Annotated in this window: 25 protein-coding genes; 7 read left to right on the forward strand and 18 right to left on the reverse strand. The window is 64.3% G+C overall.

What is annotated here, in order from left to right:
- Window positions 1–114: 114 nt before the first annotated feature.
- From dnaJ to BLT09_RS07635, 5 genes are all read left to right on the forward strand, one after another.
- A complete protein-coding gene (dnaJ, locus tag BLT09_RS07615; protein WP_023801455.1) occupies window positions 115–1,245 on the forward strand; it encodes a molecular chaperone DnaJ in 1,131 nt (376 codons plus the stop codon).
- 142 nt (window positions 1,246–1,387) lie between these two features.
- Window positions 1,388–1,993: a phospholipid N-methyltransferase PmtA gene (pmtA, locus tag BLT09_RS07620; RefSeq protein WP_027154687.1), complete on the forward strand. Its 606-nt coding sequence runs from the start codon at window positions 1,388–1,390 to the stop codon at window positions 1,991–1,993.
- Window positions 1,994–2,271: 278 nt separating this feature from the next.
- Complete coding sequence (locus BLT09_RS07625; RefSeq protein WP_091591897.1) at window positions 2,272–2,868, forward strand: NADPH-dependent FMN reductase; 597 nt, start codon at window positions 2,272–2,274, stop codon at window positions 2,866–2,868.
- Window positions 2,869–2,888: 20 nt separating this feature from the next.
- Window positions 2,889–3,572 (forward strand): orotidine-5'-phosphate decarboxylase, encoded by a 684-nt coding sequence (gene pyrF / locus BLT09_RS07630; protein ID WP_091592414.1) that lies wholly within the window; start codon window positions 2,889–2,891, stop codon window positions 3,570–3,572.
- A gap of 17 nt (window positions 3,573–3,589) precedes the next feature.
- A complete protein-coding gene (locus tag BLT09_RS07635; protein WP_091591899.1) occupies window positions 3,590–3,877 on the forward strand; it encodes a DUF1330 domain-containing protein in 288 nt (95 codons plus the stop codon).
- Between the two features lie 63 nt (window positions 3,878–3,940).
- Here the strand turns inward: BLT09_RS07635 and BLT09_RS07640 are convergent, their stop codons facing one another.
- The 12 genes from BLT09_RS07640 to BLT09_RS07695 form a co-directional block, all read right to left on the reverse strand.
- Window positions 3,941–4,294 carry a cupin domain-containing protein gene (locus BLT09_RS07640; RefSeq protein WP_091591900.1) on the reverse strand — a complete coding sequence of 118 codons (354 nt, stop codon included), beginning with the start codon at window positions 4,292–4,294 and terminating at the stop codon, window positions 3,941–3,943.
- Window positions 4,295–4,319: 25 nt separating this feature from the next.
- Window positions 4,320–5,705 (reverse strand): NAD(P)/FAD-dependent oxidoreductase, encoded by a 1,386-nt coding sequence (locus BLT09_RS07645; protein ID WP_091591902.1) that lies wholly within the window; start codon window positions 5,703–5,705, stop codon window positions 4,320–4,322.
- 24 nt (window positions 5,706–5,729) lie between these two features.
- Window positions 5,730–6,839: an ABC transporter ATP-binding protein gene (locus tag BLT09_RS07650; RefSeq protein WP_091591904.1), complete on the reverse strand. Its 1,110-nt coding sequence runs from the start codon at window positions 6,837–6,839 to the stop codon at window positions 5,730–5,732.
- Between the two features lies 1 nt (window position 6,840).
- Window positions 6,841–7,626 carry an ABC transporter permease gene (locus BLT09_RS07655; protein ID WP_027154694.1) on the reverse strand — a complete coding sequence of 262 codons (786 nt, stop codon included), beginning with the start codon at window positions 7,624–7,626 and terminating at the stop codon, window positions 6,841–6,843.
- Entirely contained in the window at window positions 7,626–8,516 is an 891-nt protein-coding gene (locus tag BLT09_RS07660; RefSeq protein WP_091591906.1) for an ABC transporter permease, read from the reverse strand. The genes BLT09_RS07655 and BLT09_RS07660 overlap by 1 nt, the downstream gene beginning before the upstream one ends.
- Window positions 8,517–8,526: 10 nt before the next feature.
- Window positions 8,527–9,597 carry an extracellular solute-binding protein gene (locus tag BLT09_RS07665; protein WP_091591907.1) on the reverse strand — a complete coding sequence of 357 codons (1,071 nt, stop codon included), beginning with the start codon at window positions 9,595–9,597 and terminating at the stop codon, window positions 8,527–8,529.
- A gap of 29 nt (window positions 9,598–9,626) precedes the next feature.
- Complete coding sequence (locus BLT09_RS07670) at window positions 9,627–10,295, reverse strand: helix-turn-helix domain-containing protein (protein WP_091591909.1); 669 nt, start codon at window positions 10,293–10,295, stop codon at window positions 9,627–9,629.
- Window positions 10,296–10,402: 107 nt separating this feature from the next.
- Window positions 10,403–11,473, reverse strand: coding sequence for a D-alanine--D-alanine ligase family protein (locus tag BLT09_RS07675; RefSeq protein WP_091591911.1), 1,071 nt, complete (start codon window positions 11,471–11,473; stop codon window positions 10,403–10,405).
- Window positions 11,474–11,647: 174 nt separating this feature from the next.
- Complete coding sequence (locus BLT09_RS07680; protein WP_091591913.1) at window positions 11,648–12,529, reverse strand: SMP-30/gluconolactonase/LRE family protein; 882 nt, start codon at window positions 12,527–12,529, stop codon at window positions 11,648–11,650.
- On the reverse strand, window positions 12,526–13,167 hold the full coding sequence (locus BLT09_RS07685; protein ID WP_091591915.1) for a 2-dehydro-3-deoxy-6-phosphogalactonate aldolase: 642 nt from the start codon (window positions 13,165–13,167) through the stop codon (window positions 12,526–12,528). Before BLT09_RS07685 ends, BLT09_RS07680 begins: the two co-directional genes overlap by 4 nt.
- Complete coding sequence (locus BLT09_RS07690; protein ID WP_091591917.1) at window positions 13,164–14,117, reverse strand: 2-dehydro-3-deoxygalactonokinase; 954 nt, start codon at window positions 14,115–14,117, stop codon at window positions 13,164–13,166. The genes BLT09_RS07685 and BLT09_RS07690 overlap by 4 nt, the downstream gene beginning before the upstream one ends.
- A complete protein-coding gene (locus tag BLT09_RS07695; RefSeq protein ID WP_091592416.1) occupies window positions 14,114–14,881 on the reverse strand; it encodes an SDR family NAD(P)-dependent oxidoreductase in 768 nt (255 codons plus the stop codon). Before BLT09_RS07695 ends, BLT09_RS07690 begins: the two co-directional genes overlap by 4 nt.
- 443 nt (window positions 14,882–15,324) lie before the next feature.
- Between BLT09_RS07695 and gshB the strand changes: the two genes are divergently transcribed.
- Window positions 15,325–16,266: a glutathione synthase gene (gene gshB, locus BLT09_RS07700; protein ID WP_091591919.1), complete on the forward strand. Its 942-nt coding sequence runs from the start codon at window positions 15,325–15,327 to the stop codon at window positions 16,264–16,266.
- Window positions 16,267–16,447: 181 nt separating this feature from the next.
- Window positions 16,448–17,980 (forward strand): YifB family Mg chelatase-like AAA ATPase, encoded by a 1,533-nt coding sequence (locus BLT09_RS07705; RefSeq protein ID WP_091592418.1) that lies wholly within the window; start codon window positions 16,448–16,450, stop codon window positions 17,978–17,980.
- A gap of 61 nt (window positions 17,981–18,041) precedes the next feature.
- Here the strand turns inward: BLT09_RS07705 and BLT09_RS07710 are convergent, their stop codons facing one another.
- The 6 genes from BLT09_RS07710 to BLT09_RS07740 form a co-directional block, all read right to left on the reverse strand.
- A complete protein-coding gene (locus BLT09_RS07710; RefSeq protein WP_091591921.1) occupies window positions 18,042–18,584 on the reverse strand; it encodes a hypothetical protein in 543 nt (180 codons plus the stop codon).
- 141 nt (window positions 18,585–18,725) lie between these two features.
- Window positions 18,726–20,918, reverse strand: a complete 2,193-nt coding sequence (locus BLT09_RS07715; protein WP_091591923.1) for a malate synthase G — start codon at window positions 20,916–20,918, stop codon at window positions 18,726–18,728.
- 168 nt (window positions 20,919–21,086) lie between these two features.
- Window positions 21,087–23,108 (reverse strand): hydantoinase/oxoprolinase family protein, encoded by a 2,022-nt coding sequence (locus BLT09_RS07720; RefSeq protein ID WP_091591925.1) that lies wholly within the window; start codon window positions 23,106–23,108, stop codon window positions 21,087–21,089.
- A gap of 296 nt (window positions 23,109–23,404) precedes the next feature.
- A complete protein-coding gene (locus BLT09_RS07730) occupies window positions 23,405–24,031 on the reverse strand; it encodes a CDGSH iron-sulfur domain-containing protein (protein WP_091591927.1) in 627 nt (208 codons plus the stop codon).
- A 240-nt stretch (window positions 24,032–24,271) separates the two neighbouring features.
- On the reverse strand, window positions 24,272–24,472 hold the full coding sequence (locus BLT09_RS07735) for a hypothetical protein (RefSeq protein ID WP_091591929.1): 201 nt from the start codon (window positions 24,470–24,472) through the stop codon (window positions 24,272–24,274).
- 294 nt (window positions 24,473–24,766) lie between these two features.
- Window positions 24,767–25,087, reverse strand: a complete 321-nt coding sequence (locus tag BLT09_RS07740) for a hypothetical protein (protein WP_091591930.1) — start codon at window positions 25,085–25,087, stop codon at window positions 24,767–24,769.
- Between the last annotated feature and the right edge of the window lie 234 nt (window positions 25,088–25,321).

The raw sequence follows: 25,321 nt of genomic DNA on the forward strand, positions 1-25,321 counted from the left end.
GGCAAGCCCGTGTCAACACTGGCATCCCGGCTCCATCGCACCTAAATCGGAACAGCGTGCCGGCGAACGACGCAAAGTGCTTCAAGACGTTGAATATCCGGACTGCGGGAAAAGATGAAAGCTGATTTCTACGAAACGCTGGGCGTGCAAAAGGGGGCCGACGAGAAGGAGCTCAAGAGCGCTTTCCGCAAGCTGGCCATGCAGTTCCACCCCGATCGCAATCCCGGCGATCATGCCTGCGAGCACAAGTTCAAGGAAATCAACGAAGCCTACGAGACGTTGAAGGATCCGCAGAAGCGGGCGGCCTACGACCGTTTCGGCCACGCCGCCTTCGAACAGGGCGGCATGAACGGCGGCGCACACGGCTTCGGCGCCGGCGGTTTCGCCGACATCTTCGAGGATATTTTCGGCGACATGATGGGCGGGCGTCAGCGCCGTTCGTCAGGCGGACGCGAGCGCGGTGCAGACCTGCGCTACAATATGGAAATCACGCTGGAGGAGGCGTTTGCCGGCAAGACGGCGCAGATCCACGTGCCGGCATCGATCTCCTGCATGGAATGCTCCGGCAGCGGCGCCAAGCCCGGCACCCAGCCCGTCACCTGCTCGATGTGCAACGGCCACGGCAAGGTGCGCGCCACGCAAGGCTTCTTCTCGATCGAGCGCACCTGCCCGCAATGCCAGGGACGTGGCCAGACCATCAAGGAGCCGTGCGCGAAATGCGCCGGCCAGGGCCGCGTCACCGAGGAGCGCTCGCTGTCGGTCAACATCCCGGCCGGCATTGAGGACGGCACCCGCATCCGCCTCGCCAATGAGGGCGAGGCCGGCCTGCGCGGCGGCCCGTCGGGCGATCTATATATTTTCCTGGCGGTCAAGCCGCACGAATTCTTCCAGCGCGACGGCGCCGATCTCTACTGCAAGGTGCCGATCTCAATGACGACGGCTGCCCTTGGCGGTTCCTTCGAGGTGACGACGCTGGACGGCACCCAGACGAAGGTCAAGGTGCCGGAAGGCACCCAGAACGGCCGTCAGTTCCGCCTCAAGGGCAAGGGCATGCCGGTGCTGCGCCAGCACAATGTCGGCGATCTTTACATCCAGACCGCGGTCGAGACGCCGCAGAACCTGTCCCGCCGCCAGCGCGAGTTGCTGGAGGAGTTCGAGCAGCTTTCCTCGAAGGATAATTCGCCGCAGTCGAGCGGCTTTTTCGCCCGCATGAAGGACTTTTTCGAGACCTTCAGCGAGCGCTGATGGCGACTCTCGCCGATCGGATGTAGAATACAACCGAGCGGAAGCTCCCCTAGCGTCATCAACACCTTATACCGGCGTCCGCCTTGCCTTGAAGCCCGTAGCTGCTAAGTAGCCACTCGGGGGACCGTTCAGGAGAACTTGCATGGCACATGGTCCCGGACTGCGAAAGACGCTGGCAGAGAAGTTCGACGACGAACTGAAGTTCTTCAAGGGCTGGATCGACAAGCCGAAGGCGGTCGGTTCGATCGTGCCGACCAGTTCTATCACGGCCCGCAAGATGGCCTCCGTCGTCAACCCGATGTCGGGCCTGCCGGTGCTCGAAGTCGGGCCCGGCACCGGTGTCATCACACGAGCCATCCTCGCCCACGGCGTAAAGCCTGAAAATCTCTACGCAGTCGAATACTCCCCCGATTTCGTGCGCCATCTGCGACAGCTCTATCCCGGCGTCAACGTCATCGAGGGCGATGCCTTCAATCTCGATGCGACGCTCGGCGACAAGAGCGGCCTGACCTTCGATTCGGTCATCTCCGGCGTGCCATTGCTCAATTTCCCGGTCGAACAGCGCGTCGCCTACGTCGAAAGCCTTCTCGACCGCATCCCGACGGGCCGCCCGGTCGTGCAGCTGACCTACGGCCCGCTGTCGCCGATCCCGCCCGGCCGCGGCGACTACACGGTCGAGCATTTCCATTTCGTCATCCGCAACATCCCACCAACGCAGCTGTGGATCTACCGGCGCGGGGCGCATTAGCTTCTCCGCGCAAAGCCGTTCGGCGATTAGTGGAAACGCGCGTCACTTCGTCATCCACGGGAGCGTAGCGACGCAGCCCAGACCCGAGAATCCATGCCGGGACATCTGAGCACCGCAGCGGTACAGAATTCTGCTCCGCGGCACTCCGCGGCCAAGGTCGCGGAATGGATCCCAGGGTCTCCGCGACGGAGCTTCGCTCCTGCTCCGCCCAGGGATGACGAAGTTGGCGTTGATTTGACAGATCCCTGGCTGTACCTGTCCGGGAACAAGGGGGCCCGATGGCAGTGATCGCGAAAATTCTCGTCTTCGCCGGTTCGAATCGCTTTGGCGCCTACAGCGGCAGGACCGCCGATGTGGCGCAGAAGGAACTCGCCCTGCACGGCGCCGAGGTGACCCGCATCTCGCTTGCCGACTATCCGCTGCCGATCCTCGACGAGGACCTGGAAAAGGAGAAAGGCATTCCCGAGAACGCCATCAAGCTTGCCCGGCAAATTGCGGCCCATGACGGGCTGCTGATCGCGACGCCCGAATATAACGGCTCGATCCCGCCGCTGCTCAAGAATACCATCGATTGGGTGAGCCGGGTGCGCACGGATGACGGGCGGTCGTTCAGGCCGTTCACCGGCAAGCCCGCTGGCCTTTGTTCGTCTTCCAAAGGACATTTCGCCGGGGTACGCTGCATCAACCATCTGCGCGCCGTGCTGGTGCGCTGCCAGATGGAGGTGGTGACGCCGGAGTGCTCTGTCCCGGAGGGCGGCAACGCCTTCGACGAGGACGGGAATTTCAGGGACGAGCGACTGCACAGATCGATGGAGCACCTATGCCGCACGCTGATCGAAACCTCGCGCCTGCTGTCGACGCGGATCGAGGCGTGATCCAGGAGCGCGCCAGCACCATGCAAGACAGGCTGATCGTCGGCCTCGACGTGCCGACGCTGAAGGACGCCGAGACGGTGGTGCGCGAGCTCGACGGGGTCGTCTCCTTCTACAAGATCGGCTATCAGCTCGCCTTCGCCGGCGGCCTCGACTTCGCTCGCGAGCTCGCCAGCGGCGGCACCAGGATCTTCCTCGACATGAAGCTTCTCGACATCGACAACACGGTAGCCAAGGGCGTCGAGGCCATTGCCAGGATGGGCATGACCATGCTGACGCTGCACGCCTATCCGAAGACGATGAAGGCAGCGGTCGCGGCCGCCAGGGGCAGCGATCTCTGCCTGCTTGGCGTCACCGTGCTGACCTCGATGGACGAGCAGGACGTGATCGACGCCGGTTATGAGCATGACCCGCATACGCTGGTGCTGAGGCGCTCCGAGCAGGCGCTGCATGCCGGCATGGGCGGCATCGTCTGCTCGGCCGAGGAAGCGGAGGCGGTGCGCCGGATCGTCGGCCCCAACATGGCCGTCGTCACGCCGGGGATACGGCCCAAGGGCAGCGACCATGGCGACCAGAAACGCGTCGTCACGCCGGCGCAGGCGATCCGCAACGGCTCCAGCCATCTCGTCGTCGGCCGGCCGATCGTCAGCGCCGCCGACAGGCGAGCGGTCGCGGAAGCAATTCTTGACGAAATGCGCTCGGCCTAACAATTCGGAGAACAAGCATGCCGAAGGGATACTGGATCGCCCGCGTCGATGTGCGCGATGCGGAAGGTTACAAGGACTATGTCACTGCCGCCAAACCGGCTTTCGATCGTTTCGGCGCCGTTTTCCTGGCACGAGGCGGTGCGCATGAAAAAGCAGAAGGGCCGGGCCGCGACCGCAACGTGATCATCGAGTTTCCGTCATTGGCTGCGGCGCACGATTGCTATCACTCGCCCGAATACCAGCGCGCCGTCGCGATCCGGCAGAAGGTGGCCGACGGCGAGATCGTGCTGGTCGAAGGGGTTTAGTTCAGCGGCCACCGCCGTGGCGTGCATAGTCATTTGGAACCGTCGCGAACGTGCCCGCGGCGTTCAAACCGCATGCAGGATGTAAAGCTTGCGCGTTTTCTCATGAATGGTCCATTCGCCCTCCCAGCCAAGCGGCAGGACGAGCAATTCGCCGGGTCCGACATCTTTGGCTGCGCCACCAGGACCGTGCAGCGTCACGCGGCCGGACACGATGTGGCAAATCTCGGAATTCGTGTCACGGCGCGCGGTGAACCGGCCCTGCGAACATTCCCAGACACCGACTTCGATCTTGCCATCCTCCGAAGTCCAAAGCGTGTTGGCTGCTTCCATCTGATCGGCTTCCAGCGAGGTGGGCTTCGGCTGGGGCTCACCGAGGTCGATATGCGCCAGGTGGGCGAAGGTCTTGAAGTCGATCATTGCTAAATCCCTGAAGTGATGCGGTTCAGTGCCCGGTGATGCGATCGGCCAGGGCGGCCAGCCGCGACGTGCGCGGCAGCCCCTTTGCTTCCCGCTCGTCGGCAATTCGATAGAGCTGATACATCGAATGGACGCCAAGCCAGCGCAGCGGCTCTGGCTCCCACTTGCGCACGGTTCGATTGACCCAGGGAAGCCGCGTCAACTCGGTGTCGTTGCCCAGCAGCAGATCGCGCAGAGTGCGCCCCGAGAGGTTCGAGGTGGAAACGCCGAGGCCGACATAACCGCCGGCCCAGCCTATTCCGGTGTGCCTGTCAAAGCCCACCGTCGTGCACCAGTCGCGCGGCACGCCCAGCGTTCCACACCACGCGTGGTCGAGCTTGAGGCCCTTGGTCTGCGGCAGAAGCGTCGTCAGGATTTTATGCAGCTTGTCGATCGTCGCCTGCTGGGTGACGCCTCGAACGTCGGTCTTCGAGCCGAACCGATAGGGCACCCCGCGCCCGCCCATGGCAATGCGTCCTTCCCGGGTGCGCTGGGCGTAGCAGTAAGTGTGCGCGGCGTCGCCGAGCACCTCGTAGCCATCCCAGCCGATTTCGCTCCACAGCTTGTCGGAAAGCGGCTCGGTGACCACGATGGCGCTGTTGAGCGCCAACCACAGTCTTTCGTGGCCGGCGATTCCCGCGGTAAAGCCCTCGGTCGCCCGCACGATCTTTTCGGCTCGCACCACGCCCCGGTTGGTTGCGACCGTGCCCTTCTCGATCGACAGCACGGTCGTCTGTTCGTAGATCGGGACGCCGAGCCGCTCCACTGCCCTGGCGAGCCCCTGCACCAGCTTTGCGGGCTGAATCCGCGCAACCTTCTTGATGACGAAGGCGCCGCGGGCGTTGTGCACCGCTATGCGCCGACGCATCTCGGCTGCATCGATATACCCGACGCGCTCGTCGGTCAGCGCCCAGGATCTGGCATGGGCATACATCGCCTTGGCGCGCTGCTCCTGCGCCTCGTTGGTTGCGACCAGCAGTTCGTCGGTGCGACGAATGTCAGCGTCGATGCCTTCAGCTTCCGCAACCGATATGACCTCGTTCACCGTGCCCGTCATTGCCGCCTGCATGGCGATGACTGCAGCGCGCGAGGTTGCCTCCTCATATTTTTCACGCGACCAAGAGAACCCGCCGGACAGCCAGCCGCCATTGCGCCCCGAAGCACCGAAGCCGGCGAACTCCTTCTCGATGACGACAATATTGAGATGCGGGGCTGCCTGCTTCAGATAATAGGCGGTCCAAAGGCCGGTGTAGCCGGCCCCGACGATGCAGACGTCGGCCACGATATCGCCCTGCAGCGGCGGCCGATAGCCGGGCACCCCGCCGATGTCGGCATACCAGAATGAAACGTCGCCGTTCTTCTTCACGTCCATTGTCGCGATTTCCCAGACAGGATTTTAGGTCAGCGTGAAATCGGCGTTTTCGTCGTCGGCCAGAAGCTTCACGTCGCTGCCCGCGAACACGAGGTCGACCTCGTCGCCGATGGCGAAGGTCTCGGCCTCCAGCGTCGAGCGCACGATCGCCTTCGAGGTGTCGGCCAGCACGACCTCGTATTTGGAGCCAGATCCGAGATAGATGGCCTCGCCGATGCGCCCGGGCAGGGTGTTTCGATCTTGTCCGCCCTTTCCCCGCCTGGCGAGGCTCAGCTTCTCCGGCCGCAGCAGCATCACCGGCTTGGCGCCGTCGGCAAGGCGTTTGGCGGCGGCCACTTTCCATCCGGCTACGTCGATGGCGGTCTCGTTGCCGGAGGTGGAGGCTGCACCACGCAGTATCGTCGAGTCGCCGACGAACTTTCCGACGAACAACGTCTCGGGCTCGTCGTAGAGTTGGCGACCGGTGCCGATCTGCTCGATGCGTCCCTGGTTGAACACGGCGATGCGGTCCGAGAGGACCAGGGCCTCCTCCTGATCGTGCGTGACGTAGACGAAGGTGGTGCCCAGTTCGCGGTGGATCCGTTTGATCTCGAGCTGCAGCCATTCACGCAGCTTCTTGTCGAGTGCGCCGAGCGGCTCGTCCATCAAGAGCAGCGGCGGGTCGAATACGATGGCACGCGCCAGCGCGACGCGCTGCTGCTGTCCGCCGGAGAGCTCGCTGGGGAAGCGGTGGCCGAAATCGGCCATCCTCACCATGTCCAGCGCCTTGCGCACCCGGGCCGCGCGATCGGGATTGGCGATGCCGCGCAGGGTCAGCGGATATGCGACGTTCCTGCTCACCGTCATATGCGGGAACAGCGCGTAGTGCTGGAAGACGACGCCGATATTGCGTTTGTGCGCCGGTACGCCGATGACGCTTTTGCCGCCGACATCAAGCGAACCCGAGCTGACTTCGGTGAAGCCGGCGATGACGTTGAGTGTGGTCGTCTTGCCCGAACCGCTGGGTCCGAGCAGCGTCATGAACTCCCCCGGCTCGATGCGCAGCGAGACCTTGTCGAGGGCGATGAAGCTGCCATAGTGTTTGCTGACGGATTTGAGATCTATGGCTGCGCCGCGGGTCGATGGTGAGGCCATGTCAACGCTTTCCCTGTCTCGAACCGATCAGCAGCCCCGCCCCGATCACTAGCGACGTCACGATGAAGAGCAGCGTGCCCACTGCCGCAACGGTGGGGTCGGCGTCCCGGGTGATGCTCGAGAATATCTGGACCGGCAGTGTCTTCAGATACGGGCTGGTGATGAACAGCGCGACGATGATCTCGTCGAATGAGGTCACGAACGCAAACAGCAGTCCCGACAGGATGCCCGGCGCGATCAGCGGCAAGGTCACCGTCCTGAACGCCGTCAGCCGGGTCGCGCCGAGGCTGGCCGCAGCAGTCTCAAGCCGTTTGTCGAAGACTTCCAGGCTGGCGGAGACGGCGATGATGACGAAAGGAACGGCGAGCATCGTGTGGGCCAGCACGAAGCCGGTCATGGTGCCGACCAACCGCGTATCGAGATAGACCGCGTAGATTCCGACGGCGAGCACCACCCCCGGCACGACCATTGGCGTGATCAGCAGCGCGCGCAGCACGCCGCTGACGCGACTTTTCATGCGATCGAGGCCGAATGCCGCCAGCGTGCCGATGACGGTGGCGAACAGCGCCGTGACGACGGCAACCTTGAGCGAGCCGACCAGGCTCGCCGACCATTCGGGGTTGGTGAAAAAGTTCTGGTACCACTGCCAGGAAAAGCCGGATGGCGGAAAGGCCAGCGACTTCTTGTCGTTGAACGACATCGGCACGACAACGATTGTCGGTGCGACCAGCCAGACCGCTACCAGCAGGCAGTACAGACCGAGCAGGATTCGACCGGGCTGTTTCATCAGCGCCTCGAGCCCGTCTTGTGCGGTTGACGCGATAGCGGCGCTGCGAGCGCGAGCAGGACGAAGGTCGCGATCAACAGCACCACACCCATCGCACCGCCGCGGCCCCAGTTGAGCAGGCTGAGCACCTGGTTCTGGATCAGGGTCGAGAGCATGGTCGATCGCGGACCACCGAGCAGCGCCGGGGTGATGTAGAAGCCGAGTGCAAGAATGAAGACGATGATGGCGCCCGCGTAGACGCCCGGAAGCGAGAGCGGCAGATAGACCTGGGCAAAGGCGCGCGCCGGGCTCGCGCCGAGGCTCCGTGCCGCCTGCATGAGCCGCAGGTCGATCGTCTTCATCACCGAATAGAGCGGCAGGATCATGAACGGCAACAGCACCTGCGCCATGCCGATCACCACGCCTGTCTGCGTGCGGATCAGCTTGACCGGGCTGAGGCCGACTGCCCTGATGGCGGAGTTGATCACGCCGGAATCCTGCAGCAGGATGACCCATGCCAGAGTGCGCACCACGCCGCTCACCCAGAACGGCACCAGCACGCACAGGATGAGGACGAGCCGCATCCTGGGTCCGACCGCGGTCATCACATAGGCATAGGGATAGCCGGCGATGAGACATACCAGCGTCACCCAGGCGGAGATCGCGAAGGTCCGCTGAAGCACCGTCAGATTGACCGGTGTGCCGAAGAACCAGGCATAGTTCTGCCATCCCCATTGCGGCTCGGAAAAGCTGCGCAAGGTCACGATGGCGAGCGGCAGGCCCAGGCAGATGACGAGCAGCAGCAGCGCCGGCGCGACGAGCCAGAAAGCCTGTCCACGAAACCAGCGCCGCCGGCCGTCTGCCGTGACAGCCGGAACAGTGTCCCGGCTGTCGATTGCTCTCGTTGCCACGGCGGCGGACCTAATTGCCGGCCATCAACCCATTCCACTTTTCGTTCGCCACCTCGAAGTTCTCCACCCAGAACTTGATGTTCTGCTGATAGCCAAGCTTCAGCTTGTCCGGCGTGTTGGTCATGAACGCCGCGGTGATCTCGTCCACTTCGGGCTTCGCGTCCTTGTGGATCGGGGTATACGAGGTGGTTTTTGCAAGCGTCTCCTGCGCGCTCTTGCCGAGATAGGCGTTGATCAGCGCATGCGCCGCGTCGGGGTCCTTGACGCCCATCGGAATAGTCATCTGGTCCATCACCACCAGCCAGTCCTGCCACGCCGGCGTGTACTTCGCGCCGTTCTTGACCGCGGTCATGGCACGTCCGGTCCACATCGCGATCATGTCGGCTTCGCCGGATTCGGCGAGCTGCTGGGAATCGGCGCCGGTCTTCCAGAAGATCGTGTCCGGGCCAAGCGATTTCACCTTCTCGATAGCCTTGTCGATATCGGCCACCGTCATGTTTTCGACCGACCCGCCGGCGGCGAGCAGTGCCTGCTCGATCATGCCGCCGGACAGATCGCCGCTGCCCTCCAGGGCGCGCGAGCCCGGGAATTTCTCGATGTCGAAGAAATCCTTCCAGCTCTTGGGCGGGTTATCCTTGTACTTTTCGGTGTTGTACATCAGCACCACGCCATAGTTCATGGCCGGCACGCTGCATTCGCTGGTCTGGCCCTCCGGAATGTTGGACGTATCGATCTTTGAGAAGTCCAGCTTCTGGAACAGCTTGCCGCAATAGACATAGGGTGGGAAATCGCCGGTATCGACAACGTCCCAGGTGACATTGCCGGACTCGACCTGCGCCTGCAATTTCGAGATCTCGGTTGGCCCGTCGCTGAGCAGCGTCACGCCTGATTTGTCGACGAACTCTTTCAGCGCGGCGATCTGACCATCCTGATAAATGCCTCCATACGAGACGAAGGTAAGCGTCTTGCCCTTCAGCGAGCCCTCTGCCACCTCGCCCGCCACCGGCTTGCTCTGCGCAAGCGCTGCTGTGGTGATCATCAGCAGCCCGAGCGCGGCCACCTGTCCGATCCTGGTCTTCATGTCTAATCTCCCATTTATGTGCACCCGCATTACTTCGGTCCGCCCGGCTGCGAGCCTTGTCCGGGCGTGTATCGATTGAGTTCCGCCGCGCCACTGGTCGGAGGGGCGATGATCCAGAGCACCTGCGCCGGCGTCTTGCCGATATTCTCTGTACGATGCGGCGTCGAGGTGGCGTACTCGATGCTGTCGCCCTCGTTCATGACGAAGCGCTCGTCTGCCAGCGTCAGCTCGACTGTGCCCTTCAGGACGACGAACATCTCGTGCTTGCCGCCATGCGTGTAAGCGTCGTCGCCGGTCGAGCCGCCGACGTCGAACTCCCCCGAATAAACCTCGAATTCATGGATCGGCCGCCGCGACAGCAGCGTCTTTCGGCAACCGTGGCTGATCGGCAGCAGGGGGCGGTCGGCTCTGGTAAGCACCTTGTGGAACCCACCTTCGGTCTGCTCGAACAGCTCGTTGATGCCGAGATCCAGGGCTGCCGCGATCCGCATCAGAGTGCTGGCGCTGGCGCCGCTAAGATTGCGCTCGAGCTGGCTGATGAAGCTCGCCGTCGTGCCGACCATGTCGGCCAGCTGGCGAAGCGAAATGCGTCGGGCCATGCGAATGGCCTTGATCCGGCCGCCGACATGCTTGGCCTTGCCGGCTTCCGTCGTCGCCAGCGCGGCTACCTCCGGGGATGTCGCAGGGTCGACTTTCACCGAGTGCCTCCTTCACTTAACACCTTATTAAGTGAAATGTCGGAACGCAAGCCGTTTGTCGAGGCACGGTCCTGGCCCGTCGGCGCGGCTGCGTACGCGGGCGCTGCTCATTTCGTGGGCGAGGCGAAAAAACGGCTCGCGGCGGTCGCGGCCATCGCATCGGCGAGGCCCATCTGCCATTGCGTGCGGCAATAGGCGCGAAAATCGAAGCAAGGCAGGCCCGGGCAGACCTCGAACTCGATGAGGTGGATGCTATCGTCGGCTTCGATCCGGAAATCGACGGAAAACACATCCCGCAGGCCAAGCCCGGCGATCAGGCTTTGCGCGATCCCTCGGATCCTTGCATCGGCTCGCGGCTGGCTGGCGGCAACCGGCAGCAGCACCGGCTCGGCATATGTTCCCGCCGCCCTGGCAGCCTCGCCGGTGTCGCCGTAGAGCGCCAGGCTGTGTTCCATTGTCTGGAAATCACTTCCCGACTCGACAAAGACGATGCCAAGCGCTTCGACGCCGGTGTCCGGATTCAGACCGAGAAAACTGGCGCGCGCATTGCGCCCGGTGACGTAGGGCTGCACGACGACATCGTCGCGATAGGCAGCGAAGACGCGCCGGCTAAGCTCAAGCGCGTGGCCGAGATCTCTGCTGCGCGAATCCGGCCAGATGCCAATCTTGGCGCCGAGCCGGCTCGGCTTGACGAACCAGCCGGCTGGCGAAGCCGGTGGCTCGACCAGCCAGCGTCCGTCGCGTGCCAAACCGGATTGCGGCACCGGCAGGCCGAGTGCGCCGAGCACGGCGCCGGAGCGGAACTTGTCCTGGCAGAGCGCAAACAGCGCATCATCGGCGCCGAGCAGCTTCAGGCCGTTCAGCCTTGCCAGCGCCGGCGCCGCACCGCCACGGAAATAGGCGATGCCGTCGGTCAGCGTCCACACCAGCGTCGTCTTCGGATCCTCACCGGCAAGCAGATTTGCGGCATCGTCGAGCGCCACCGGCGCGAAGGACAGGCCGCGCGTCTGGCAGGCTGCGGCCAGCGCGTCGAACTCAGGGGCGATGTCGGTCGATTGCGCCAGATAGGAGGCGATTTCGGCGGCGCGCCCCGGCACGTGGCCATCGGCAACCAGCCGCTCGAAGCAGGCGTTTTCCGGCTCGTAGACTAGGATCAGCTTCGGCCTGCGGCTTGACATGACATGAACGATTCCCGGAGATGAACGGGTCCTGGCAGCGCGACTGCCTACCATCGCACGGCGGATGCATCAGGCTTTCGCGAAATCGACGTCAGCCGGGCGCCTGCGCGACAGTGCTGGCGCAATCTTCCTGTTTGACCATGATCATTCGAACCGGAGGTTCGGAATCATGGTCTAGCCAATCAGCACGCGCGGCTCGAAGCGGCCGTTGACCGGAATGTCGAGCAGAAACGTCATGCCGGCTTGCGGGTCCAGCAGGCGCTGTTTCTCATCCTTGCCCGACCAGGCGGAGGTGACCGCCAGCCGGTCGGCATTCCTGCCGACAAAGGCCGGGCAGGACGGCTGCGTCACCGGCATCGCGACCGAACGGATGAGCTTGCCGTCAGGCCCGTAGGCTTCAACGACGCTGCCGCCCCAGCAGGCGTTCCACAGGACACCGTCGCGATCGAGCACCGAACCGTCGATATAGCCCTTGGCCTTGCGGTGATCGACGAAGATTTTTGGCTCGCCAGCCGGCAGGCCGGTCGCCGGATCGCAGCCGACGCGCATCAACAGGCCGGTGCTGGTATCGGTGTAATGGGCAACGGTTCCATCTTCGGAAAAGCAGATCGAGTTCGACACCGTGATGTCCGAAAAGAGCCGGCGCAATTCACCCCTGAAGAACCAGTAGATCGAGCCAGCGGCCTTTGCCTCGCCCTTGCCCATCGTGCCGACCCAAAAGGCGCCGCAGGGATGGACGCGCGAATCGTTCGAGCGCGTCGCCGGATTGTCGGCCTCGATGGCCGTATGCAGCGTCATTTTGCCGGTCGCCACGTCGCGGACATGCAGGCCGGTTTCGGTGGCGATCAACTGTCTTTTGTCGTCGACGATGGCGATCGCGCTGGCCATTTGGCCAAGCTCGTGGATTTTGACGGCACCGCCGGACAGGGGCTTTTCCAGAAGCTGGCCGTTGACGATGTCGAACCAGTAGAGCGTTTCGGTGGCGGGGTCATAGCTCGGGCCCTCGCCGAGTTGACAGACATGGTCGGAAAAAACCGAAACGATGGCTTCGCTCATGGCGTTGCTCCAAACGCTGCGTCCCAGGCCGCGACTGCGGCCTGCGCCCGCGTTGCCACCTCGTCGACGCTCATACCAGGCTTGAACAGGCTGGAGCCGAGGCCGAAGACGCTGACACCGGCCGCCTTGTAGCCGGCAAAGTCCTTCTCCGACACGCCGCCGACCGCGCCGACCAGCGTCTCAGCCGGCAAAACGGCGCGCATCGCCGCGATCCCGGCCGCGCCGAGCACGCTGGCCGGGAAGAATTTCAGCGCCGAGGCGCCGAGCCGGATGGCCTGGAAGGCTTCGGTCGGCGTGAATACGCCCGGCATCGTCACCATGCCGTAATTCATGGCGCGACCCATGACCTCCGCATCGATGTTGGGGCTGACCAGCAGCCGCCCGCCGGCCTTGTTCAGTCCGTCGACATCGGCTGCGGTCAACACAGTCCCGGCGCCGACCAATGCCGTCGCCGGCAGCGCCTCAACAATTCTCGCGATGGAGACAAACGGATCCGGCGAATTGAGCGGCACTTCGATCGCTTCGATGCCGGCCTCGAAGATCGCCCGGCCGACGGCCACCGCCTCGTCCGGCTTGAGGCCGCGCAGGATGGCGACAAGCCCGCGCTCGAGCTTCGGAAACGATGCGGTCTCGGTCATGCGGCAACTCCGCTTCCAGCAATCATGCCATTTTTGCGCGCCGCCTCTATCAGGCCGGCACGCACCGCCTCGTCGGCATCGACGGCTCTCACCGCAAGCCCGGCAAGACCGAACGCCTCAGTGTAGAGGGTGCCGAGCGCGCCGGATGCGACCAGCACGATCGACGCCGCGCCTTTTCGATAGCGGCGGCTGGCCGAGGCGATCTCGCCGCCGATCAGCAGGCCGGACAGGCAAGCAGCGGCATCGTCGGGTTTCAGGTCCTGCAATAGGCCCGCAGCGCGGATCGAGAACAGCCTCGATGTGACATCGCCGCCCTCGGCCAGCGCGATCTCGCACCAGCGCTGGAAAAACGGATTGCCTGGTGCAACCGGCTTGGGCTGCTCGCCCAGCGAATGGCGCAGGATCGAATGCGCCGCCAGCACCGAAAACAGCTCGCCGGTCGGCCAGGTGCCAAAACCGGCAACGGCGCCGTCCTCGACCAGCACCCATTTGGAGTGGGTGCCGGGCATGCAGACGAGATGGCGGCTTGTTGCCGGCAAACCGGCGCCGGCAAGCTGCGTTTCCTCGCCGCGCATGACGTCAGGCGCGTCGGCCTGGCGCTGGGCAAGGCCCGGCACGATGCGGATATCGCGGCGCTGGCCGGGAACGCGCGCAGCACCGGCAAGGATGGCGCCGATCGGCGCCGGCACGCTGACATAGGGCGCCTCCAGCCAGCCCTGGCGAGAGCCGGCCATGCCGCAGATGATCACGGGCATCGCTTCCGGCGCGCCCATCGCCGCCAGATGTCCTTCGAGGATGGTCGAAAACCCGGCCGCCTGCGCGGTGATCAGCCCGTCGTCGCCGCGACGCTCGGCGAGGACATTTCCGGCCTCATCGACCAGCCAGACCCTGAGACGGGTGGTGCCCCAATCGACGGCGGCCACAGAAGGCACGTTGCTCGCTGAGTTCACAGGAAGCCCCCGTCGACGATCAGCATCTGTGCGGTCAGCATGCGCGAAGCGTCCGACGCCAGGAACAGCACCGTGCCGACGACGTCTTCCGGCTGCATCACCTGCTTGATGCATTGCTTGGCCACGTGGGCGGCGAGCGCCTGTTCGGTGACCCAGAGCTGTTTCTGCCGCTCGGTGATCACCCAGCCGGGTGCGATCGCATTGACGCGAATGCCGTCGGCGCCGAGCTTGCCGGCAAGCCCCTTGGTCAGGCCGACGATCCCCGCCTTGGCGGCGGTATAGGCCGGCATGTCGGGGTGATTGATCAGGAACGACGTCGACGTGAAGTTGATGATCGAGCCGCCGCCGGCGCGCTTCATGCCCGGCGCCACCGCCTGTGCGGAGAAGAAATGCGGACGCAGGTTGACCGCCTGGTTGTTGTCCCAGAACTCCACGGTGACGTCTTCCACCGCGTGGCGATCGTCAAGTGCTGCATTGTTGACCAGCACGGTGACCTCGCCATGCGCCTCTGCCGCCCTGGCGGCCGAAGCCCGCAGCGCCTCGACGTCGCGTATGTCGGTCTTGAGATAGAGGGGGCGGCGGCCGAGATCCTTTTCGATGCGATCGGCCAGCGCCAGGCTCGGGCCGTCGGCGATGTCGATGAAGGCGACCTTTGCCCCCTGGCGGGCAAAACCCTCGGTCAGCGCCGCGCCGATGCCGGAGCCGCCGCCGGTGATCAGCACCGAAGCGCCCTCAAGGTCGGCAAAGCGCGCCGATGGCATCATTTTTTTCTCCTCGCGCATGGCCCCGAAAATCGGTTGCGATTTACGGAAAGGATCATGCGCAAAATCAAAGTGCTACAGCGTCGTTTGCGCGTCCAAAAGGACGCGCGGCACCGTAGGCTCGGTCGGCGCGCATCCTAGCCAGCCCGGTCGGGGGAGCAAGGGAGAAAAAGCAAATTCGCGGGCTTATGTCTGACAAGTCGCTCGTCAGATCGCCTTGACGCGCAAGGTGCCACGGAGGGAATTTCTGAGATAGCCGAGCGTGGCATCGAAACCCGACCGGCCCTCCGAACGGGAATCGTTGCCGCCGGCGCAGCCGAACTGACAAGGGCGCTCCGCCTGCGCCTCATCGAGGCCCAGCAGGCGCTCCTCAAAATGTCGCGATTGGCAGATGACCGGCGAGGTTGTAAGGGCAAGCAGCCCATCCGATCCGCCGGAGATCCGCCATGCCCCTGAAAGTCGCTGTCCAGATGGACCACATCTCCACCGTCTCGATTGCCGGCGACACGTCGTTTGCGCTGTCGCTGGAAGCGCAGCGGCGCGGCCACCAGCTGTTCCATTATACGCCCGACCGGCTGTCGCTGCGTGACGGCAAGGTGTTTGCCGGCGTCGAGGAAATGCAGGTCCGCGACGAGAAGGGCAGTCACTATTCACTCGGCGAGAAAGTGCGCACCGACCTGTCGGAGATGGACGTCGTCCTGCTCAGGCAGGACCCGCCTTTCGACATGAACTACATCACCACGACGCATATGCTCGAGCGCATCCATCCCAGGACGCTGGTGGTCAACGACCCGGCCTGGGTGCGCAACAGCCCGGAAAAGATCTTCGTCACCGAGTTTCCCGACCTGATGCCGGAAACGCTGATCACCAAGGACAGCCAAGAGGTTGCCGCCTTCCGCAAGGAGTTCGGCGACATCATCGTCAAGCCGCTCTACGGCAATGGCGGCGCCGGCATCTTCCACCTGCACGAGGCCGATCGCAACCTCGCCTCGCTGCTCGAAATGTTCGGCCAGATGTTCCGCGAGCCCTACATCGTGCAGCGCTATCTCAAGGAGGTGCGAGCCGGCGACAAGCGCATCATCCTGATCGACGGCGAGCCGGTCGGCGCCATCAACCGGGTGCCGGCCGAGACTGATTCACGCTCCAACATGCATGTCGGCGGCCGCGCCGAAAAAACCGAACTAACGGAGCGCGAACGCGAGATCTGCGCCCGCATCGGCCCGTCGCTGAAGGAGCGCGGTTTTATCCTCGTCGGCATCGACGTGATCGGCGACTACATGACCGAGATCAACGTGACGTCGCCGACCGGCGTGCGCGAGGTAAAACGCTTCGGCGGCGCCGATATCGCCAGCCTGTTCTGGGATGCGGTTGAGGACAAGCGCAAGTAGCGTCCATGCTTGGCGGAACAGGGGCTTTCCGATCCGTAGCCGATGCGGCGCCATCAAGGCACAACGTTCGATTGTTCCCGTAATGTTCTTGCCTTTGCGCAAAATCTGTGGTTGTCTCGGATGACGCCGTTCGCGGCATGATCGCATGGGCTCGGGCGAGCCCATGTCCGGGGGCAGAAAAATGGTTGCGCGGGTCCGCACGGTCGCTTTCCAGGGCATCGAGGCCGTGCCGGTCGACGTGCAGGTGATGATCGCGCCGGGCAAGGTCAACATGCACATCGTCGGCCTCGGCGACAAGGCGGTGGCCGAAAGCCGGGAGCGGGTGCAGGCGGCGCTGCACGCATCGGGCCTGTCGATGCCGTCGAAGAAGGTCACCGTCAATCTGGCGCCTGCCGACCTGCCCAAGGAAGGCAGCCATTACGATTTGCCGATCGCGCTTGGCCTGATGGCGGCGCTTGGCGCCATTCCAGGCGACATGCTGGCCGGCTACGTCGTGCTTGGCGAACTGTCGCTCGACGGCACCATCGCCGCGGTGGCCGGCGCGCTTCCGGCAGCGATCGGCGCCAATGCCGAAGGCAAGGGCCTGATCTGTCCTTTCGCCTGCGGCCCGGAAGCGGCGTGGGCCGGCAAGGATTTCGACATTCTGGCGCCGCGCAGCCTGATCGCCATCGCCAATCATTTTCGCGGCACGCAAGTGCTGTCGCGGCCGGAGGCCGGCATCCATGCCTCGGCGCGCGACCTGCCGGATCTTGCCGACATCAAGGGCCAGGAGACCGCCAAGCGGGCACTCGAAGTGGCGGCGGCCGGCGGCCATAACATGCTGATGATCGGTCCGCCAGGATCGGGAAAATCGATGCTGGCGCAGCGGCTGCCGTCGATCCTGCCGCCGCTGGCGCCGAGGGAATTGCTCGAAGTCTCGATGATCGCCTCGGTGGCCGGCGAGCTTGGTGAAGGCAAGCTGACCGACCGGCGGCCGTTCCGCGCGCCGCACCATTCGGCCTCGATGGCGGCGCTGGTCGGCGGCGGCCTGCGCGTGCGGCCGGGCGAGGCCTCGCTGGCCCACCACGGCGTGCTGTTCCTCGACGAGTTTCCCGAATTCTCGCCGCAGGCGCTCGACGCGCTGCGCCAGCCGCTGGAGACCGGCGACTGCATGATCGACCGCGCCAATCATCGCGTCACCTATCCGGCGCGCATCCAGCTGGTCGCGGCGATGAACCCGTGCCGCTGCGGCATGGCCGGCGAGCCGGGCTATCGCTGCCTGCGCGGCGACCGCTGCCGCACCGACTACCAGGCGCGCATATCAGGCCCGCTGCTCGACCGCATCGATCTCCGGATCGAGGTGCCGGCGGTCTCGGCCAGCGATCTGATCCGGCCGGACCGGGCGGAGAAAAGTGCCGATGTGGCGCTGCGCGTGGCCCGCGCGCGGACAACCCAGCGCGAACGTTTCGAGCGGCTCGGCGCGACCTCCGTCACCACCAACGCGCACTGCTCCCCCTCTGTCATCGAGGAGATCGCGATGCCGGATGAATCAGGCCTGTCGCTGCTCAGGGATGCCAGTGAAAAGCTCGGCTTTTCGGCGCGGGCCTATCACCGGGTGCTGAAGGTGGCGCGGACATTGGCCGATCTCGAGGCCAGCGAGACTGTCGGCCGCATCCATCTGGCCGAGGCGATTTCGTACCGCATGAGTTCGGAGCGAATGGCGCAGGCGGCGTGACGTTCCCCTCCCCCTTGAGGGTCCCTTGAGGGAGAGTGACCGGCCCGGCCCGCCGCGGCAGCTACTTAACCGGGACCATGAGATGTGCGTAGGGAGTGCCCGCCCACATCACATATGGCCTGGACGTGTCAGGTTTGGGGTCAGCCGGATAGCCCTGCATCATATCCATTGCGTTGACGATCATCACGTGCGGTCCGGTCTCCACCCAATTGTTGCCTTCCTCGGGCTTCGTCGCATAAGGATCGGTGTTGCTGCCGTCGGTGCCGCCGGCCAGCATATACATGAAGCCGACCTTGCCCTTGGGCGGTTCCTTTTTTCCAATCCACGCCATCGCCCATTCCATCGCGTTGGCATCGCCACACATTGGATCCGGGCCAGGTGTGGCCGGGTTGTCCGGCATGCACCAGAAGCCGTTTGTGCCCTCGCGCAGTGTGCGCATTGCTCCCTTCTCAGCCATAGCGTGGATCGCAGCGCCGCTTGATACAGCGGGGGGTGCGGCGGATTCAGCGCTCTTGATCATCGCAGCGTCATCGGCGGCTGCGCCTTGCATCGCAACCAAACTGCCCGCCGCCACAAGGGCAGCGACCGTCAGAAGCCGTGTCATGGCCGTTCTCCGGTTTTGAGTTCTTGTGCATGATGTCGGACGCACGGCCTCCCAGAGCCGTTTGTCGGTGGTTAAATCGTAGCAGATCGCGTGCACCGGGACAACGATGTTTTAGCAATTGCTAATATCTGTCGGGTTATACTAGAACTCTGTGCGCGCTAGCGAGGGTCTTTCCTTCGCCTTCAGCTCCAACCGTCGCGCATGAAGCACCGGCTCGGTGTAGCCGTTGGGCTGGACCCGGCCCTTGAAGACGAGATCGCAGGCGGCGAGGAAGGCAATCGACTTGTCGAAGTCAGGGGCCATCGGCCGGTAGAGCGGATCGCCTGCGTTCTGGCGGTCGACGACGCCGGCCATGCGCTTCATCGTCTCCATCACCTGGTCTGAGGTGCACACGCCGTGATGCAGCCAGTTGGCGATGTGTTGCGAGGAGATGCGCAGCGTGGCGCGGTCCTCCATCAGGCCTACGTCATTGATGTCAGGCACTTTCGAGCAGCCGACGCCCTGGTCGATCCAACGGACGACATAGCCCAGAATGCCTTGCGCGTTGTTGTCGAGCTCGTTCTGGACCTCCGCCGGCGACCAGTTCGGCCGCACCGCTACCGGCACCGACAAGATGTCGTCGAGCTTTGCCTTGGGGCGGCTCTTCAGCGCCGCCTGCATAGCGCCGACGTCGACCTTGTGGTAATGGGTGGCGTGCAGCGTCGCCGCTGTCGGCGACGGCACCCAGGCGGTGTTGGCGCCGGCCCTGGGATGGGCGATCTTTTCCGCCAGCATCGCCGCCATCAGATCGGGCATCGCCCACATGCCCTTGCCGATCTGGGCGCGGCCGGCCAGCCCGCATTCCAGCCCGGCGTCGACGTTCCAGCCTTCGTAGGCGGCAATCCAGACGGCCTGCTTCATGTCGCCCTTGCGGATCATCGGGCCGGCTTCCATCGAGGTGTGGATCTCGTCGCCGGTGCGGTCGAGAAAACCGGTGTTGATGAAGACGACGCGATCTTTGGCGGCGCGGATCGCCTCCTTGAGGTTGACGGTGGTGCGCCGCTCCTCGTCCATAATGCCCATCTTGATGGTGTTTTTCGCCATGCCGAGCACCGCCTCGACACGGTCGAATATCTCGACGGCGAAGGCAACTTCTTCCGGGCCGTGCATCTTGGGCTTTACGACATACATCGAGCCCGCGCGCGAGTTTAGCCGGCGGCCGTTCGGGCCGACATCGTGTAGCGCGATCAGCGCCGTCATCGTCGCATCCATGATGCCTTCCGGCACTTCGTTGCCGTCGCGGTCCGTAATCGCCGGATTGGTCATGAGGTGGCCGACGTTGCGGATCAGCATCAGCGAGCGGCCGGGCAGGGACAGCGCGCCCCCATCAGGCGCGGTGTACGACCGGTCGGGATTGAGTTTACGCGTAAACGTGCTGCCAGCCTTGGTGATCTCCTCGGCAAGGTCGCCCTTCATCAGGCCGAGCCAGTTGCGGTAGACCAAAACCTTGTCCTGCGCATCGACCGCCGCGACCGAATCCTCGCAGTCCTGAATGGTGGTCAGCGCCGATTCCAGCACGATGTCGGCAATGCCTGCCGGATCGGTCTTGCCGATCTGGTTGCTGCGGTCGATCACAATCTCGATATGCAGGCCATTGCGGGTGAGCAGGACGGCTTCGGGATTATCGGCGTCGCCGCGATAGCCGGCAAACTGTTTGGGATCGGCGAGCGTGGTGGCGCCGGCGCCCTCGCCCAGCCACAGCATGCCGTTGGCCACGGAAAGCCCGTTCACCCCTGCCCATTTGCCGGTCGTCAGCGGGACCGAATCGTCGAGAAAACCCTTCGCCCAGGCAATGACCCTGGCGCCGCGCTCGGGATTGAACCTGGCGCCCCTCTCGGCGCCGTCGGTCTCTGGAATGGCGTCGGTGCCGTAGAGCGCATCATAGAGCGAGCCCCAGCGCGCATTGGCGGCATTCAGCGCGTAACGCGCGTTCATCACCGGCACCACCAATTGCGGCCCGGCAACCATCGAGATCTCAGGGTCGACATTGTCCGTCGCTACGGAGAAGGCCGGCCCTTCCGGCACGAGATAGCCGATTTCCCTCAGGAAATCCTTGTAGGCTTCCATGTCGCTGGGCGCGCCATTGTCGTGATACCAGCGGTCGATCTGGCCTTGCAGCGCGTCGCGCTTTGCGAGCAGAGCCCGGTTCTTCGGCGCCAAATCATCCACGATGGCCGAGAAGCCGGTCCACAAGGCGTCGGCTGCAATGCCGGTGCCCCGCAGCGCCTCGTTCACGACGAAATCATAAAGTTCGCGGGCAATCCGCAATCCGGCGATTTCGACGCGATCGGTCATCGGGGCTTTCTCCAGGCGAAAGGCTTTGGCCGGGCCTTTGACATGTCAGGGTGGCAGGGTCAATTCAGCTTAGGGTGAAGGTAGGGCAAATCGCTTCCATTTCGAATGCCGCCTCACCCTCTGCGTTGACGCAGGCTGGTGCGGCTCCCCCTTCTCCCACAAGGCGCCCTACACCGCGATCCTTGGCCTGCCCGACGCCACCGCCACCACATGCGCCTCGATGAACATGCGCTGGCCCTCGACGGTCGAAACGCGGAATTCGCTGGCGATCTCGATTTCGGCGCTGTCGGTGCCGGCGTCCCTGGCCCGCCCGGCGGCAATGGCGCGGACATCGGTTTCCGCTGCCGCGATCGCCGCCGCCTCGTCATTGAAGTCGCGCACGCTTTCGCCCGAGGCGACGCGAAACAGCCCTTCCTGGGGCTGGCTGACGCGCGCCTCCGCCGAAACCCTGACCTGGCCGACGACGGCGCCGAGCGCATTGGCGACATCGGTATCTTCGGGCACCACGCAGTCATGGCCGACCAGCGGCGGCAGCCCGGCATAATGCAGCGGCGCCGAGGCGCCGAGGCCGATGACCGGGCGGTCGAGCGCGACGCTGAGCCGTGCGATGCCGGGATGGGAATCGACGGCGCGCTGGACCAGCGCGTGCGCCACGGTCGCCGCGCCATCCAGCCCGTCCTCGGCAAAGGCGGTTTCGAGGATGACTTCCGCCGACAGCCGGGTCAGCGTGGTCAGTACCCGTTCCGAGATCGCCTCCGGCGTGGCGGCGATCGCCTGTCCGCGGCCGTCGCGCTTGCGGGTGAACAGCTCGGCACCGAGCCGAGCCGTGGCGGCATCCCAGTTGGCCTGCTTGCCCAGCACATGGGCGGCGTCCGACGGCGTAAAGCCGGCGACATGCACCAGCCCGCGCGACACCAACCGGTTCAAGGTGGCGTTCTGGGCATTTGATGTCAAAAGCCGGTCGACGGCGAGCGGCGTCGCGCCGATCAGTTCATAAAGCTTGGCCTCGGCGCCGGTCAGGCCGGCAGCCAGCCGCTGCGGCACGCCAGTCCTGACCGCCAGCCGGCCATCCATGCGGCTGGGGTTGGCCGCGCGGATTTGGCGTTCCAGTTCGACGGTCACCGCTTCGCCATGCATCATGCCGGCCAGCGCCAGCGGCACCAGGCGGCGCGGCCCGAGCAGGATTCTTGGGTTGAGCGCGCCATCCTCCAGCGCCACTTCGGAATCGCCGCCGAGCCCAAAGGTGCGCATGGCCACCGCCTCGACCATGGTGCGGAAGCCGCCGACGGTGGCGCCTTCCGGGTCAAGCCTGGGACGGCCCCGGTCGAGCACGGCAACGTCTGTGGTGGTGCCGCCGATGTCGGAGACGACTGCATTGTCGAGGCCGGTCATGTGGCGAGCGCCGACAAGGCTGGCGGCCGGGCCTGAAAGAATCGTCTCGATCGGCCGCTGGCGGGCGAAGGCGGCCGAAACCAGGGCGCCGTCGCCGCGCACCACCATCAGCGGGGCGGCGATGCCGCGCGCGGCAAGAAAGCCCTCGGTCGCCGCCACCAGTCGGTCGATCATCGAGATCAGCCTGGCGTTGAGCAGCGTCGTCAGCGCCCGGCGCGGGCCGCCGAGCTTGGCCGAAAGCTCGTGGCTGGCGGTGACCGGCAGGCCTGTTATGCCGCGGATCAGGTTCCGCGCGCTTAGCTCATGCGCCGGGTTGCGAGTGGCGAAATAGGCGCAGACGGCAAAGCCGGACACCGAGGCGCCGAGTTCCGGCAGCCCTGCCTCCAGCCCGGACAGATCGAGTTTTGCCGCATTGCCGTGGACATCGTGGCCGCCGGGGCAGAACACGACAGGGTCGGTGCCGAGTGCGGCCTTCAGCCCGTCGCGGGCAAGGTCGCCCTCGGAAAAGCCGATCATCACCAGCGCGACGCGGCCGCCCTGGCCCTCGACCAGCGCGTTGGTGGCAAGCGTCGTCGACATCGACACCAGTTTTATTGCTGCCGGATCGGTGGCGGCTTTTTGCAGCACCGCATCGACCGCGCCCGAAATGCCGACCGCCAGATCGTGGCGGGTGGTCAGCGCCTTGGCCTTGGCCAGAACCTTTCCGTTAGCGCCACCGGCTTCAGACCACAGCACGGCATCGGTATAGGTGCCGCCGGTGTCGATGCCGAGGAACAGGGGGGAGGATTTGGCGGTCATTGGCGGGTCCGGGATTTTGCGTTCCCGCCCCTTAGCCGATACCGGGCGGCCGATAAAGCTGTGAGCGCTGGGCCACGATGGATACGCTGCAGGCTCGCCCAACGCTGGAGGGACAGCACCCCCCTCTGTCCTGCCGGACATCTCCCCCGCAAGGGGGGAGATCGGATGTCGCCGACGCCTTTGCGAATTTCAACGCTGCAAACAGGGTGCCGCCGGCGAAGCTGCCAATCTCCCCCCGTGCGGGGGAGATGTCCGGCAGGACAGAGGGGGGTGCGAAGGATCGCGACCTTTGCCAGCTACCCCACAAATCCCTCCCGCTTGTGGCTGCCGTCGCAAAACGGCTTGTTGGCCGAGTGGCCGCAGCGGCAGAGGAAGGTGCGTTGGGTGCGGTCGACCGTGTGGCCGGTGCCGGTGACAATCTCGACATTGCCTTCGAGCTTGAGCGGGCCGTTGGTGGTCGGCGTCACCGTCAGCGGGCCATTGCGCGCGTCCAGCGCCGGCGTGTCCTTCAGCGCCGGCTCGCCGCTGGCGGTAAAGCCTGATTTGGTGTGGCTGCCGTCGCAGAACGGCTTGTTCTCCGAAGCGCCGCAGCGGCAGAGCGTAGCGCGATAGAAATTCTCGTCGCCAAGCATGATCTCGGCATGCAGCGCCAGCGGGCCGTTTTCCCGGATGCGCACGGTGTTGACCACCGGCGGCTGTTCCTGCGGCCCGCCATCCTTCCTGACATAGGTGATGGCGCCCGACGGGCAGCTCTCGGCGATCGCCACGATCTTCTCGACGCTGGCCGCCTCGGGATGGATCCACTGGCCGGGCGCGTTGGGCACGAAGACACGCGGATCGCCCAGCACGCAATTGCGCGAATGGATGCAGTGGCGGCCAGAAAAGCCGATTTCGATCTTCTCGCCTTCGACCGTGCCTGCCATGGGTGGGGTCTCCTGGGTTGCAGACAGGCTAGGGCGGGCGCGCGAAGGGCGTCAAGTAGCGATCTCCCCCCTCGTGGGGGAGATGTCTGGCGAGGGGCGTGAAGGATCGCCTACTTTGCGCGACCTGAGACGCATCGGTGAGCCCGGCGCAATCACAACATGCTCCCCCGTTGCCTCATCGGCCGAGGCTGAAGGAGGAAGGTTGGAGAGGGCGACCTATGGGCCGCCCCCTCTCTTCGTTTAAGCCGCCGCCACCATCGGGAAGTCAGCAGGGAGTTCGATCGCAGGCGAAATATCTGGGAACAAGCGCCCCTTCATGACGTCCGCGATCCGGCCCTGATTGATCTGGTAGTACGACGCGATGAGCGCGTAGTTGATGCCCAGATCGCGGGCCAGCTTGATAACCGGAGCCATGTCCGGGGTGACCTTCCGGTCGTGCATTGCCTTTTCCTTTCGAAAAGGATGCGACCGAATAAACAGTTGACGCTGATTCACGTTTGAATCATTGTCAGTGCGTTGCTTTGCGCCGTTTATTCGGTCGCATGTTCTGATCCGGAACGATTTCCGAACCAGTGTGGAACCGGAGCATTCGCGCCCCGGCTCCTACCGCCCAGCGGCGGCTGCTGAAACTGACCAGGTCGGCAAACCTCGTCAGATCAGGAAGCGGTCGTGTCATACTAATAACCTGCTGGATGCACTGCGCGGAGCGAACCTCCACACGGTGCATCCTGTCGGCTATCGATAGTTGCGGGCCTCGTTCAGAGTGCGATTCCCCATTGCCGTGAGGCGGTAATGGCCGCGTCCCGTGATTGGATTTTTGTAGTAGATAGCAAGACCTCTGCGCTCCAGGGTGCGGTGGCTCACTAAATTGCGGATGACTTGGCTTAGTCGGTCGTCCTTGCGGCCTTGGAGGGGCTCGCGATCTTCCGCTGTCGGTTCAATCTGCTCGCGCAGTTTTTTGGCCAGTTCGGCGGTGGTCATTCCCGTCTCCGGATGCTCGGAATCCGCGAGTATTTTCAGCACGGACATTACCAGATCGTTTTCAAGCGTACGCATTCCAGCCCAATATCTTGTTCGAATCCATCTCGAATCCATACATAGCAGTTCGAATCCATGGAATCAACCGAATCTTAACTATATTTGATTACCATTTGGCGAGCGTGGAATTTGGGAGTATTCAACCTAGGATTGTCGCGCTGCTCTAGGGAGGATTCTGCGGAGGTTGCTCGCTATAGCTTGCTTAGCTCCGGTGGTACTTCTGCACCGTCTTGGTCAAGCTGGATTGGAGCC

The organism is Mesorhizobium muleiense (genome assembly GCF_900099905.1).
In the GTDB taxonomy this organism is placed as follows: domain Bacteria; phylum Pseudomonadota; class Alphaproteobacteria; order Rhizobiales; family Rhizobiaceae; genus Mesorhizobium; species Mesorhizobium muleiense.